This is a genomic window from Undibacterium sp. GW821-FHT07F11 (assembly GCF_059418665.1).
Window position 1 is genome coordinate 77,186 of record NZ_JBWKQH010000001.1, and the last position, 14,697, is coordinate 91,882.

General features: G+C 50.7%; 9 protein-coding genes. 4 read left to right on the forward strand and 5 right to left on the reverse strand.

Features of this window, described 5'->3' with window-relative positions; genetic code table 11:
* Positions 1-122: 122 nt before the first annotated feature.
* The 4 genes from kdgD to AC07OI_RS00315 all read left to right on the forward strand — a co-directional run bounded on the left by kdgD (position 123) and on the right by AC07OI_RS00315 (position 5,061).
* Positions 123-1,034 (forward strand): 5-dehydro-4-deoxyglucarate dehydratase, encoded by a 912-nt coding sequence (gene kdgD, locus AC07OI_RS00300; protein WP_495255899.1) that lies wholly within the window; start codon positions 123-125, stop codon positions 1,032-1,034.
* A 24-nt stretch (positions 1,035-1,058) separates the two neighbouring features.
* A complete protein-coding gene (locus AC07OI_RS00305) occupies positions 1,059-2,636 on the forward strand; it encodes an aldehyde dehydrogenase (NADP(+)) (protein ID WP_495255900.1) in 1,578 nt (525 codons plus the stop codon).
* 147 nt (positions 2,637-2,783) lie between these two features.
* On the forward strand, positions 2,784-4,157 hold the full coding sequence (locus AC07OI_RS00310; protein WP_492703681.1) for an MFS transporter: 1,374 nt from the start codon (positions 2,784-2,786) through the stop codon (positions 4,155-4,157).
* Position 4,158: 1 nt separating this feature from the next.
* Positions 4,159-5,061 carry an SMP-30/gluconolactonase/LRE family protein gene (locus AC07OI_RS00315; protein ID WP_495255901.1) on the forward strand — a complete coding sequence of 301 codons (903 nt, stop codon included), beginning with the start codon at positions 4,159-4,161 and terminating at the stop codon, positions 5,059-5,061.
* Between the two features lie 103 nt (positions 5,062-5,164).
* Here AC07OI_RS00315 and AC07OI_RS00320 read toward each other — a convergent pair whose 3' ends face one another.
* The 5 genes from AC07OI_RS00320 to AC07OI_RS00340 form a co-directional block, all read right to left on the reverse strand.
* Positions 5,165-7,048 (reverse strand): glycoside hydrolase family 28 protein, encoded by a 1,884-nt coding sequence (locus AC07OI_RS00320; RefSeq protein WP_495255902.1) that lies wholly within the window; start codon positions 7,046-7,048, stop codon positions 5,165-5,167.
* 33 nt (positions 7,049-7,081) lie between these two features.
* Complete coding sequence (locus AC07OI_RS00325; RefSeq protein WP_495255903.1) at positions 7,082-9,799, reverse strand: pectinesterase family protein; 2,718 nt, start codon at positions 9,797-9,799, stop codon at positions 7,082-7,084.
* Entirely contained in the window at positions 9,799-10,620 is an 822-nt protein-coding gene (locus tag AC07OI_RS00330) for a rhamnogalacturonan acetylesterase (RefSeq protein ID WP_495255904.1), read from the reverse strand. The genes AC07OI_RS00325 and AC07OI_RS00330 overlap by 1 nt, the downstream gene beginning before the upstream one ends.
* A gap of 73 nt (positions 10,621-10,693) precedes the next feature.
* A complete protein-coding gene (locus AC07OI_RS00335) occupies positions 10,694-13,387 on the reverse strand; it encodes a TonB-dependent receptor plug domain-containing protein (protein ID WP_492703686.1) in 2,694 nt (897 codons plus the stop codon).
* Positions 13,388-13,635: 248 nt separating this feature from the next.
* Positions 13,636-14,337: a FadR/GntR family transcriptional regulator gene (locus AC07OI_RS00340; protein ID WP_492703687.1), complete on the reverse strand. Its 702-nt coding sequence runs from the start codon at positions 14,335-14,337 to the stop codon at positions 13,636-13,638.
* Between the last annotated feature and the right edge of the window lie 360 nt (positions 14,338-14,697).

Below are 14,697 nucleotides of genomic sequence, written 5' to 3' on the forward strand. Positions count from 1 at the left end.
GTTGTACGATGACGTATGACTTAAAGAAACAATGACGCAAAACAATTACTTAGTACTTACTTTTTTAAAACACGATCAAACCTGGTCATGACGCACGCCAGGTTTCCATTTCCGGAGCTACCATGCATCCTCAAGAACTGAAACAAATCCTGTCCTCTGGCCTGCTGTCTTTCCCTCTGACTGACTTTGACGCGGCTGGCGACTTCAATGCCAAGACTTATGCAGAACGCCTTGAGTGGCTGGCACCCTATGGCGCTAGTGCCTTGTTTGCTGCAGGTGGCACGGGTGAATTTTTCTCGCTGACTGGCAGTGAATATTCCGACATCATCAAGGTCGCGGTAGACACTTGCCGTGGCAAAGTACCTATCCTGGCTGGTGCCGGTGGCCCTACCCGCCAGGCAATTGCCTATGCACAGGAAGCAGAACGCCTGGGTGCACACGGTATCTTGTTGCTGCCACATTACCTGACCGAAGCCAGCCAGGACGGCCTGATCCGTCACGTAGAAGAAGTTTGCTCTTCCGTTAAATTTGGCGTGGTTGTGTATAACCGTGGCAATTCCCGCCTGACTGCCGATTCCCTTGAAAAACTGGCAGCACGCTGCCCCAACCTGATCGGCTTTAAAGACGGTATAGGTGATATCGAATTGATGGTATCGATCTGGCGTCGTATGGGTGACCGTTTCAGTTACCTCGGTGGTCTGCCTACCGCAGAAGTTTATGCTGCAGCTTATAAGGCATTGGGTACACCGGTTTATTCTTCAGCCGTGTTCAACTTCGTACCAAAACTGGCAATGGACTTTTATCACGCCATTGCAGCAGATGACCATGCCACATCAAATCGCCTGCTGGACCAATTCTTCCTGCCTTATCTGGAAATCCGTAACCGCAAAGCTGGCTATGCAGTGAGTATCGTCAAAGCTGGCGCGCGTCTGGTTGGTCATAGCGCAGGCCCGGTCCGCGCACCGCTGACTGACCTGACTGAGGAAGAAGATGCCATGTTGCACAAATTGATTTTGGCGCAAGGTCCACAATAAATTCAGAAGCAAAGGGAGTACAGAATGCAAATCACCGGGCAAATGCTGATCGGTAAAAAAACGGTTTTTGGTTTGGCAGGCAATGTCAAAGCCATAGACCCATCCACCAATCAGGAAATCGAGCCTGTTTTTGGCTTCGCCACGAAAGATGAAGTTGAGCAGGCTTGCCAACTGGCTGAGCAGGCATTTGACAGCTACCGCACGACCAGCCTGGAACAAAGGGCGCGTTTTCTGGAAGCAATAGCCACAGGCATCATGGATCTGGGCCCTGCACTGATAGAACGTGCAGCGCAGGAAACTGGCTTGCCCATCGCCCGTCTGGAAGGCGAACGTGGCCGTACCGTCAATCAATTGCGCCTCTTTGCCAAGGTAGTACGTGATGGAAACTGGCTGGATGCGACCATAGATAGCGCCCTGCCAGAACGCGCACCACCACGCCCGGATTTGCGCTTGCAAAAAATTGCCCTGGGCCCGGTTGCCGTATTTGGTGCAAGTAATTTTCCGCTGGCGTTTTCAGTGGCTGGTGGTGACACGGCATCTGCCCTGGCTGCTGGTTGCCCGGTCATCGTCAAGGTACACAATGCACACCTGGGCACAGCCGAACTGGTTGGTCGTGTCATACAAAGAGCAGTGGCAGACTGCGCGCTGCATGAAGGTGTGTTCTCCATGCTGGTCGGTGCTGGTAGCCAGGTAGGCCAGCAACTGGTTGATCACCCATCCATCAAGGCGGTGGGCTTTACGGGTTCACGTTCAGGTGGCCTGGCACTGGTTAAAACTGCCGGTCTGAGAAAAGAGCCCATCCCCGTATATGCAGAGATGAGCAGTATCAATCCGGTATTTTTGCTGGATCATGCACTGGCTGCACAAACCACGACACTGGCGAAAAACTTTGTTGATTCATTGGCATTGGGTGCTGGCCAGTTCTGTACCAACCCTGGTTTGGTGATCGCCATAGAAAGTCCAACAGCACGTCAATTCTTGCAAGATGCCGCCAGAGCACTGGAAGATAAACATGCGGCAACCATGCTGACACCTGGCATACACCAGGCCTATGTCAAAGGCACCACGCATCTGGCTGACATCGCGCAATTGCAATTGGTGGCCAAAGGGCAGCAGGCAGAATCCCCATGTGCAGCACAAGCAATGTTGTCTGTCTGTTCAGGTACTACCTTTCTGAATACACCCGCCTTGCAGGAAGAAATTTTTGGTCCTTCTTCCATCGCCATCTTGTGCAAGGACTTTGATGAAGTAGTCGCCGTCGCATCATCACTGGAAGGACAATTGACAGCAACCGTGCATGCCGTGGCCGACGATCATGCCCAGGCCAGGAAGCTGTTACCAGTGCTGGAAAGAAAAGCTGGACGCATCTTGTTCAATGGCTTTCCTACTGGCGTAGAAGTGGCACATGCCATGGTACATGGTGGCCCTTTCCCGGCAACTTCAGATAGCCGCAGCACTTCAGTTGGTGCCGCAGCAATCGAGCGTTTCTTGCGCCCGGTTTGTTATCAGGGCTTCCCGGCAGATTTGTTGCCAACGGCGCTGCAGGATAGCAATCCCCTGCAACTTGCACGTATGATGGATGGAAAATTGACACTCGCTTAAACAGAGTCGAAGAGTCGAAGAGTTGAAGCGTTGAAGTTTTGGAATGGCCCGGGCATGCCCGGGCTGTTCTGCAAAATAAGCACATGTACACAGCACACAAAAGAGGTGCAGACATGGCGACAAAAATCATGATCAGGAGACGCTCGCATGAGCCAGCAAACTATAGGAAAATACCGGTGGACTATCTGTGCCCTGTTATTTTTTGCCACTACCGTTAATTATCTGGACCGCCAGGTACTCAGTTTATTGGCACCGGATCTATCGAAAGAATTTGGCTGGACCAATACTGACTACGCCAATATCACGGCTGTATTCCAGTTTGTCTACGCTATTTCCATGCTGCTGGCTGGCCGCTTCATCGACAAGATAGGCACCAAGAAAGCCTACCTGATCGCTATTGCAGTCTGGTCGGTCGGTGCGGTCATGCATGCCTACTCCATCATGCTTGGCGATGGCATGGTCAGTGCCTTGACAGCGCTGGGCATCGCTGCGGTTCCGGTATCAGTCGCAGGCTTCATGATTTCACGTGCAGTACTGGCAATAGGTGAAGCCGGTAACTTCCCGGCAGCGATCAAGGCCACGGCAGAATATTTCCCCAAGCATGAACGTTCTTTCGCCACTGGCATTTTTAATTCAGGTGCCAACATCGGTGCGATTCTTGCGCCTTTGACTGTCCCTTTGATTGCAGCTCAATGGGGCTGGCAGGCAGCGTTTATCGTCATCGGTGCGATTGGCTTTGTCTGGATGATTTTCTGGCAGATGTTCTATGACAAACCCGAACAGCAAAAATACCTGTCAGCAGCAGAGCTCGCTTACATCAACAGTGGTGACATACAAACAGCAGAGACAGCAGCCACAACTAACGATGCCGGTAAAAAAGTATCCTGGTTCAAACTACTGTCTTACAAACAAACCTGGGCCTTTGTCATCGGCAAGTTCATGACTGACGGTGTCTGGTGGTTCTTCCTGTTCTGGTTGCCAAAATATCTGGAAGCACAGTACAAGATGCAAAAAACAGAAATCGTCGTGCCACTGGCAGTCTTGTACAGCATGACCATGATAGGCAGTATAGGAGGCGGTTATTTCCCCAGCTATTTCATGCGCCGTGGTGACAGTGCCTACAATGGTCGCATGAAAGCCATGTTGGTGATTGCCCTGTTCCCCCTGGTGGTCTTGCTGGCACAGCCATTTGGATACCTCGGCTTCTGGGTACCGGTATTACTGATCGGCGTAGGCACTTCTGCCCACCAGGCCTGGTCTGCAAATATCTTCACTACCGTATCTGATATGTTCCCGAAAAAATCGGTGGCATCCATCGTCGGCATAGGTGGCATGGCAGGTGGTCTCGGTGGTGTACTGGTCTCCAAAACGGGTGGCTGGCTGTTTGATTATTACGGCCAGCTGGGTCATATACAAACTGGCTACACCATCATGTTTACTTTCTGTGCAGTGGCTTATCTGCTGGCATGGGGCATGATGAAGGCTCTGGTGCCGACACATAAAGAAATCACTGACCTGTAAGATGACTGAATTTTCCTATATAGAGTCGATACCAGCTGTGAACTGCACAGTCGGTGAAAGCCCTCTGTGGTATGCGGAGCAGGCGGCCTGGTATTGGGTCGACATACCGGCGAAAACCATCTGGAAACTCGATACCAGGAATGGTCAACTGACATCCTGGCTGACCACGGAAATGGTCGCCTGCATCGCCCTTAAACAGGATGGCGATTTCATTGCAGGAATGGAAAGCGGTATTTTCAACCTGCATCTGGGTGACGGCCCGCGTGCCTTGCAAACCCGTCTGGCAGTACCTGCAGAACTGGCAGAGTTGGGGGCTGGGATGCGCTTCAATGATGGCCGTTGCGACCGTCAGGGGCGTTTCTGGAGTGGTACCATGTTCATGGACATGGCTGCCGCGAAAGCGATAGGCAATCTGTATCGCTATACCGAGGAGCAAGGCTTGTCAGCACCTGCCGTCAGTAATCTGCTGACCCAGAATGGTCTGGCCTGGTCACCTGATGGCAAGACCATGTATTTGTCTGATTCTCATCCTGCCAGTCAGACTATCTGGACATTTGATTATGATGTGGAAGAAGGCGTGCCACATAATAAACGCGTCTTTGCTGACATGAAACCCATGGCGGGTCGTCCTGATGGCGCGGCCATGGATGTCGATGGCTGTTACTGGATATGTGGCAACGATGGTGCCTGCGTACTGCGCTTCACGCCTGCCGGCAAGCTCGACAGGACGATAGCCCTGCCCATGAATAAACCCGCCATGTGTACTTTTGGTGGGCCGGACATGAGTACCTTGCTGGTGAGTTCTATCGGCGCTGGCAAGGCCGAACATGATCAGTGGGCGGGCAGCCTGGTGCTGGTCAGACCAGGGGTGGCGGGAGTCCCAGAAACAAGATTTTCCAATTGAATTTGCATCAATCCATGAATACCTGAAAGCGCAGCGGTACTTGAGCGCATAAGAGAGACCTTTCTCTTATGCGCATTTTTTTGCCCGGCTTATTCTGCCAGGATTATGCTGAGAGTTGACTGTTGTGCAGCTTGTCACCTATCTGCACATTTTTCAATTCCAGACCCTGCACGTTATACAGATACAAAGGACTGGCGGCATTTACCGGTGTGCCAAACTGGCAATCACTGATGGTCACGTTGGTGACCGGGAAGATCATGGGATTTTTCTCGTCGCCGTTATAGTCCGACGCTACCGGACCAAGAATAACGATGGCCTGGAAACAGGAGAACTTGCCATTTTTGGTCGTGACATTACCCACTTTGACATTCGAGATATGCACATTCGTCACTACTGGCGGCCTGGTCCTGACGTTGTCGCTGACCGGTGCGTAATCGCAATCAAAAGTAATCACGGCTCCAGCTGCCGTAGCCACCGTTTTTGACTGTATCGGCGAGCCAGGCAGAGAAGTGTAGAAGGACGGGCTGGTCTGTACACCATTCGGTATGTTGATATTGCGTACAAAGAAATTCTTAAGGTAACCGCCACGGTTCATATTTGTCTTCAGGCGTATCGCCGTATTAAGCGGATTAGTAGCCCAGTTGATATTCTCAAACAAGAGATTTTGCGCATACACATTCTGTATGCCTCCCGCCATTTCACTACCCAGTGTCACAGCACCATGACCACTTTGCATGGTGCAATTCTGGATGACGATATTTTGCGAAGGCCCATACTGTGTGTCCAGATTCTTGCCCGCCTTGATGGCTATGCAGTCATCACCAGAATCAAAAGTACAGGATTCAACCAGCACATGGTCACATGCCTCAGGATCAAAGCCATCGCTGTTGGGGCCATGACTCTTCGCCAGGACATTGCGTATCACGACATTACGGCAGTGCACAGGGTGATGCTGCCAGAACGGCGTATGATTCACCTGATAGCCTTGCATCAACACATTCGTGCAGCTGATGAACTGTATCATCGGTGGACGCAGATTATGCCCCATGCCAAAGATACGCTTGCCCACGGGTACGCCCGCTTCAGACAAGGATGGCAGGTAATTGGCATCGGCACGCCATTTATCATTGTCGCCCTGTATGCGCAGCCTTTGTTTTTCATCCAGTTGTGGTGCAATTTTTTCCAAGCTGGTGGCATTCAGGTCATTCGCGGTATTTTCTGAACGCTTGCCATGCTTGTAATTGGGCGTAGTATTTTGCCCGACTGAATTGATGGTTTTTTGTTTGCCTTTCCAGGTCCACCAGCAATCGCCATTGTCATCAAAGGGGACGCCGCCCTGACCATCGAGTATGCTGCTCCAGTCATCACCAGTCAGCGCAATATTGTCCTGACCATAGGCATACACCATGGGTGAGAAATTCAGGCAGTCATTACTTTGCCAGCGCGAAATCACCAGCTTGCCGTTAGGCCCGCAATCGAAGCTGCCATATCTGGCATAGTCTTCGGGGTTATTACTGAAATAAATATGCGCACCCTTTTGCAAATGCACATTCACGTTCGACAATAAAACAATGGGGCCAGCACAATACCAGTTCCCGGCGGGAACCAGCACACGGCCACCACCGGCTTCATGGCAAGTCTTGATAGCCTTGGTAATGGCAGGATGGATATCCCTGGAATTTGCCGCTGGCGTGGACAAGTTATCCTGTTCTTCAAAAGAGATCCAGGACTTGACCTTTTTCAACTCACAAGTGACCGCACCAAAATCGGTGATGCGGTAATCAGCACTGCGAAATTTCAAAGGTTTGGAAAGACGATCAACGATATCCTGGGCTTTTTGCCATGGGTCTTCTATCAATGTTGCTGCAAGCGCATTGCCTAAGGGTAGCGCGCTGCCAGCAGTGGCAGACAATCCCGTCAGCGACATTTTCTTCATAAAACTGCGGCGCGCAGTCTGGCCCGCGAATGTATTTTTTTCTTGTTTCATCTCGTCTCTCTTTTTCTGTTGCCAGCTACAGGCTCATTCTTCAGTGTTATTAAATTCAGCCAGGAATATACGGACGGGCGAAAACGGACCCGCATATCCCATCTGATTTATCGGATCAATCTTTGCGGCCAGTAAATTCGCCCAGTAATCATCGCTGGAAAATTGTGCAGGGCGATAAGGCAAGGTGCCTTTCTTGTTCCAGTCTGACCAGGGTTGCTTTTTATTGATATGCGCGCCGATGACAGAGTTCATGACCACCATCTTGCCTACTGTTTCCAGCGTCTGTCTCCTGATCGTGCCTGTCGGAGAATTGAATACGTCCACATCGCCTATCTGGCAATCATATCCAGGGACAGGCACGGGCGCATACGGCGTGCAGCGTTCGTTGGAGAACCACTGACGGGCGAGGCTGAATTTCCCCGCCAGGGCATTGCTGCTGCCGTCGTGGGTGAAGCGGCAATGATCAAACACAAAACCATAGCGTGTCTTCACATTGGTGCTGGGTGCGCCGACATATGCTGAGTTACGGTCACCCAGGGTCTTGATTTCGGTCTCCAGAAAAAAGGCTGTGGCATCACCAAAAATAAAATCCACATCTCCTTCTACGTAGGAGCGCTGGAAAAAATTCCTGGCAGTCTGACCATCCTTGCCTGATTTCATATACAAGGTATCCTGAAAGCCCAGCATGCGCACACTGTCAAAATGGATTTTGTCTGCACCGTCAAGCATGACGGCAAGCGCCTGATGATGGACCATCTGGCTACGCGCATAGATGCCATTTTCATCGGGACAATTACCTGGCTGGCAATCTGCCCTGGCATTACCCCTGTCCTTATTGTATGCATTTTCTATGGTCAGGTTTTTTGCCTGAAAGCCGGGGCTCTTGACCCATAAAACGGCAGTACCAAAAGTACCCAGCGCTGGCCGGTCTTTGAGGCTGTTGTACATGGCAGCGATATTGCTGTGCACGCCCGTAAATTGTGCAGAAAATTGCGTAATGTAAGTGCTGCCTGTCGTTGCTGCATCAAGATTGGCGCTGATGCGTGTCGTAGCGGCATCGCTACCATACAGGGTGATGGGAATAGTGCTATCAGGTACATACACCAGTTCACGGTAAGTACCAGGTTTGATGAAGATGTGAATACGCTGTTTGTTTCCCTTGCCTTTGTCTATATCGCTAACAGCCTGATTGACTGCAGCCTGCACTTGCCTGAATAAGCTGACGCCATCGGGCGCAGCATTGGCATCGACGATATAGTCAGGTGTTAATTGCGGGTCGGCTGCAACAGGTTCAGACAAGGGATCCCAGGGTGCAACCTGTTCCTTACCCGGAAAACCTGCATATTTCAAGACTTCGGCATAGGCAAAGTCTTTGGCTGCCCGCGCATCGAGTTGTGGACGTTTGTTATTGTTCCCCACGACATAAGCATCTGGATAAGCGGCAAATGCCTGCTCACATTGCCGGGGATTAGCTGCAACAGCATTGAAGACAATTTTTTCATTTCCTGCCAATTGTACATGCTCAAACTGGCTGTTACTTTTATCAGCCAGACTGACATCTTTCATATTCAGTTCTATGGGATGTGCGGCATCGTAGCCTTGTAAAATGATCTTGCCTGGTGTCAGTGACTGCACATGTTCAAGCGTGATATTGCGGTAATGTGGTATCAGATTGCCGGTCGCAGTCTTACCATAATGAGTATCAAAATCGATGGGGGCTTTGACATTGCGTATGCAAACATTGCGGTAACTGATGTTTTGCACCAGGCCGCCGCGTGAGACATCGCTCTTGATGCGCAGGCCAGAAGTCGTACCGTCCATGCTGAGATTTTCTACCAGCACATTGCTGACACCGCCATTGGTTTCACTACCTATGGACATACCGTGACCAGAATAAAAATGGCTATTGCGTATGCTGATATTTTCGGTAGGACCATTATTGCCAGCCTTGATGGCGACGTTGTCGTCACCGGTGCGGATATAACTATTGGCGATGGTAATATTGCGTGAAGAAATCGGGTCTATGCCATCGGTATTCCTGGCGTTAGCAGGTGTATCTATGCGCACACCCCAGGCAGTGAAGCCATCAACCTGATTCAACGTGACATGGAAGTTCGGCGAGTTTCGCAGAGTAATATTATGCAAGGTGAAGTCCGTTGATTGCGCGACCTCAATTAGCCTGGGTACATTCTGGCGATTATTTTCTTTCTGGGCGCGCCGGGCAATCTGCCACCATGTTTCTTCTTTACCGCTGATGCGCTCCCCACCCTGACCATCAATGACACCCTCGCCATAGATGCCACTGCCTTTGGCACGATCAACTGTGATGAAAGGCTTGCAACCTCTGCCCTTGTCATCATTCGTGCCACAAATACCTGAGCCGCGGTCATAGTCCAGCGGATGTGTGGATGCATACAGGGTCACACCGGCATCAAGCAATAGCGAAACACCGCTACGCAATTGCAAGGCACCGGATAAGAATGCAGCCTTGCCATTACGGCTGCGCAAACGTACTGCCTGCCCAGGGTGGCAGGCATCTATTGCCGCCTGCAGGGCCTGGGTATCGGGTGCCCTGCCCGCTGTTGCATCTTGTCTGCCACTATCCCGTTGTGCTGCAAGCACGCTGCAGATTGCAGGTATCTGGGGTTCTTTTACCTGGCGGCTGTCTTGCGCATATATGGTGTTGGCAAACAACAAACCTGATATCGCAACAGCCAGGCGAATTGCCGGCAAGTCTTTTTCCCTGTCCATTATCTACTCTCCGCATTCACACGTGTTTGCAAGGAGGGCGCGGCCATCAGTAGTTCTTTCAATACCATGGCAGAGAAATAAGCTGCACCTTTGCTACCCAGATGGGTACGGTCAAAAGCAGATTTTGCAGCACCCGCTCTTTCAGTCTTGGTCAGGTCAGTTGTTGCAGCCGGTTGTACAGCAGGTGGTGGTGCCATTGCCAGCGTATCAGCTTCAGCCTCACCCATGGCTTGTACAGCGCTGTAACTGATGGCATTCAAATCTATCATGGGCACATGCTTGTCCGCTGCTACTTTTATGCTGGCTTCTGCCCACGGACGCAAGTCATTTTGCAATTGCGTGCCTTTGAAGCTGCGCCTGGTCAATGGCGTTACCAGCACGGCTTGCGCACCCGCTGCCTGTAAGTCGTCAATATAGCCTGCCATATTGACGGGAAATTCTGTCGCCAGATCAGTAGATCGCCCTGGCTTGCCGGGCTGGTCATTATGCCCGAACTGTATCAGTACCAGGGTCTGGCTGAATTGTGCATTGCTTGCCATTAATTTCTGTACTATTTCCCATGAACCCTCGGCACGATAGCTGCCAGAGCTACGCCCGCCTTTTGCCAGATTCAGGCAGGTTACATCAGGCTCGAAGCGCTGGCACAAGGCATCACCATAACCACTTTTGGGTGCCATGGTAGAGTCGCCGACGAGTATGATACGGCTAGCTTTTGTGGCCAGGGCTGGAGTCTGGGATTCAGCCTGTTTTGGTTGACTGCAAGCGCAAAACAACAGTGCGCTGATCCCGGTCATGGCGATAGTGCGGAGTATAGGTTTCATGGGATTTCTGAATTCTTAAAAAAAACAGGGTCTGCGAACAAACCCTGTCTCTGTCAAATAACTACATCTACACTTAGAAGTTATACGTCATACGTGCATTGAAAGCGCGACCGATAGGGCTGGCTGCACTGCTCAGGTAACCGTAGGTATAACCACTATGATTGGTGACAGGTGGTTTGGCATCCAGCAAGTTGGTGATACCAGCTGACAAAGTCAGATTTTTGAAACCACGATAACTTGCTGTCAGATTCCAGACCTGGTATGGCTCGATGTCCCTGAAGTATTCAGCCGCAATCAAATTCTGGTCATGGTAGCCAGTGTTATAGTTTTGCGTCAGTTGAGAACTCCAGTTACCATAATTCCATGCCATCGTCAGTGTATGTTTCCAGCGGAAGGTAATGATAGGCAAGCTGCTGGTCGTACCATTGCTGGCTACACCAAAACGACCCACGTTGGAGACATAGGCGCTGTCCTTTTCCAGTTGGTTATCGAACTGCGTCAGGTAAGTACCATTCAACTCAAACTTGAAATTACCCAAGGATGTTTTAGGAATGGAATAGGCCAGGGCAAGGTCAATACCAGAAGCTTTTTGACCACCCAGATTCATCGTGATGTTCTTGATGTAAGCCAGTGAGCCATCAGCATTACGCACAAACAGGTCTGCATACTTGGTTGGGTTCAGGAAGTAGACTTGCTCAGGCAGGTTAGCCAGCATGTCCTTCATCTCTATATGCCAGTAATCCGCAGATACTGTCAGATTTTGCACTGGTTCAGCAGCGATACCCAGAGTAAAGCCCTTTGAAGTTTCTGGCTTCAGATCAGGGTTACTACCGGTTTGACGTGGCAGAGATACATTACATACCGCTGACGCCACCAGACCAGGCAAGGCTTTACCGGTGCCCGCTACGCCAGGCGTGCCGCCTGGACATTGCAGAGGATCATCCCATTTGGCAGCAGTGGTGGTGTTCGCACCTGCTACGCGATAACCATAGCGGTCAAACAATGTCGGTGCACGGAAACCGGTATTGGCAGAACCACGGAACATCAAAGACTTCATGGGCTGATAGCGGAAGCTGGCCTTGGGATTGATGGTATTGCCAAAATCACTGAAATGATCGTCACGTACGGCCACGTTGAAATTCAATTCCTTGGTGACAGGAATTTCCATTTCAGCATAAAGCGCCGCAACATTGCGTGCACCCTGACCATGCGATGGCCCAGAAGCTGCATAGGTAACAACAGAGGTGATATCGGTCTTGGTATCTTCTGTTGTATCCCTGTGCAGATCAGCACCCAAAGCAAGTGTCAACGGTCCGCCAGCGAGTGTAGTCAATTCGGTGGAGGCCGTCAGGTCTATGCCTGTAAATGTACTGATGGAGTGGCGATTCAATGCGCCGTCTACCGAGATACTTGCCAGGTAAGCTTTACCGGCAGCATCTTGCAAACCGAAAGGATTGAGTGTGCCATTGGCAAGACCGGTCAACAGGCCAGGACCATTCACATAACCTGCTTCGTAATAATTATCACGCTGGCTGTGTCCGTAGACAAAACCGGCTTTGTAATCCCAGTTACCAAAACGGCCTTCATCATTCACGCTGATTCGTTGGTTGACTTGTACGTCCTTGGTGGTGGCTTCGGCCAGGTCTGCCGCACTCCAGGTAACGGTCAGCGGCTCCCCCTTCAAGCCAGCAACTGCGGGTACGCCACCACTACCACCGGGGTACCATTTACTGGTCGATGGCAATAAGGCAGCAACGCCATTTGCAGCCAGGCTGGTAGTCGGATTTTTTGTGCCGAGTATGTGTTCCTGACCGCGCATGTAATCAATAGTCAGGATATGGTCGTCACTGAATTTCTTCGTGCCCTTGGCATAGAAAGTAACCTGTTCGTTACCGTACAGTGCCGTGCCGTAGTAAGCCGCGTTCAGGATGCAAGTATTTTTTGCACCTTGTATGCTGTATGGGCCCTGGCAACCAGTTGCATAGTAAGGATTGGCAGCAGTTTTATTGGTGGCTGTGGTGAAGTTGGCAGGCATGGCATAGCCACCGCTGCCCAGTGTCGGTGCACGGCCTATACTGGTCAGTATTTCTGTTGTACTCAGTTCGGCGCGGTCAGAAGCCAGCAAGCGGCTGCGGCGATGTGCATCTACCGTACCATACAAATTCCAGCCATCTTTTTGCAGATCACCGACACCAACCGTAGCGCTAACGCGCTGCTCATCACCGCCACCAGATTTCTGTGGTTTGACATATTGTGCAGATACGGAATTACCGACGACGGTACGCTTGGTGATAAAGTTAACCACACCACCGATAGCATCAGATCCATAAATTGAAGAAGCACCGTCGCGCAGGATCTCTACCCTGGCGATCGCACTCATCGGGATGACATCCAGATTGGCATAGCCATCGGCAATCGCTTCATTGGCGAGGCGACGGCCATTCAGCAAAACCAGAGTACGGTTGACGCCCAGACCACGCAGATTGATATTGGTACCGGAACCGGCATTCGATGGTGCCAGTGAGCTTGACTCAGGCAAGGACATCATCAAATCAGCCAGAGTGGTCATGCCGCGTTTTTCCAGCTCTTCACCAGTTACCATGGTGACCGGCAGTGATGCTTCTGATGCCAGACGCTTGATGGATGAACCTGTTACTTCCACCCTTTGTATTTCTTGTGCCTGTGCCTGATTGACCATAGTCAGCACTGCCAGGGCAATGGATGACAGTACAAACATAGGTCTTTGGAATTTCTTATCGTGTTTCATTATGCAGTCTCCTCCAGTTTTCATAGAATTCTCGCGTCCATGCCTCGTGGGACATGGAGCACTAGTTGGAGCACCTCGCGTACTCTGTGCCACTGCGACGAAGATGGGCGCAAAAAGCCCCGCCGGGGTCGCAGCCGGTCAAAAAATATAAAACCCGATTACTGCAGATAGAGTCGCAAATGTTTTCTTTGCTTTATGACTGACCTGCTTATTTGTATATGCACTTGGGCGCTTGTGCGCTTATTTGCTCATCCGCGTGAGAAAGTCCTTGTTACCCTTTCCAGATGCGCACGCATCGCTTTGCGTGCAGCTGCCGGATCATGAGAGGCAATCGCCTCCAAAATATTTCTATGATCAGTCAGTGTTTCCTGCCGCAAGTCTTCTGTCTGGAAATGCTCCTTCAATTTGTGCCACAAACGGCCCCGCTGATTCCACAGATACTCCACCGTACCTACCAGTGCGCTATTACCTGTCGCCCTGGCGATGGCCAGATGAAAATTCCTGTCAGCGTTTTCATTACTGGAGTAATTGGCATGATGCTTTTCCATCTCCAGTACTGCCTTCAAAATCTCATCAATCGCAGAGTCAGTTGCCACTCTCGCTGCAATTGCCGCTACTTCTGCTTCTATCAAACGCCGGGCCGAAAGTACCTCAAATGGCCCCGGCCCTGCTTCAGGCACATTAGCCTGCGCTTCTGGCAGTTCACTGACATATACACCTGAACCACCACGTACCTCAATCACACCACCCAGCTCCAACGCAATCAGTGCTTCACGTAAAGATGCACGGCTGACACTGAGCTTGGTCGCCAGATCGCGTTCGGACGGCAAGCGCTCTCCAGCTGCAATATTCTCTTCAGCGATCAGGGCTTGAATCCTGTCTGCCACCACGCGGTACAACCTTGGCTCATGTGGTGGCTGTTCGTTCTGTGAACTATTTTTTTTCATCATGGTGTTTGCTACTCATAGAAAAGCTTAATAAAAGCAATTCGGTCAGGCCATTCTAATGTGGTCAGACCAAATTTGCAATGTGGACTAGCCAGATTTTTTATTTGGTGGCATACTCGCCACAAATGATACGAGAGGGATTATAGCGGACTCTGCATTTCCTCCCGTAAAAAAAGAAAAATCTGACGGTATAAAAAAACGGATTTTCATAGGAGAAACTGGTTTCTTGGTAGTAACGATACAAATTACCAACGCGGCCACAAGTCTCTTTGTAAATGTTCAAGTCAAAACCTTTTTGGTATGACCAATTTCATGAAAATCAGATTTCTCGACAAAAATAATTATGCGCAGCTCAACTCTTTG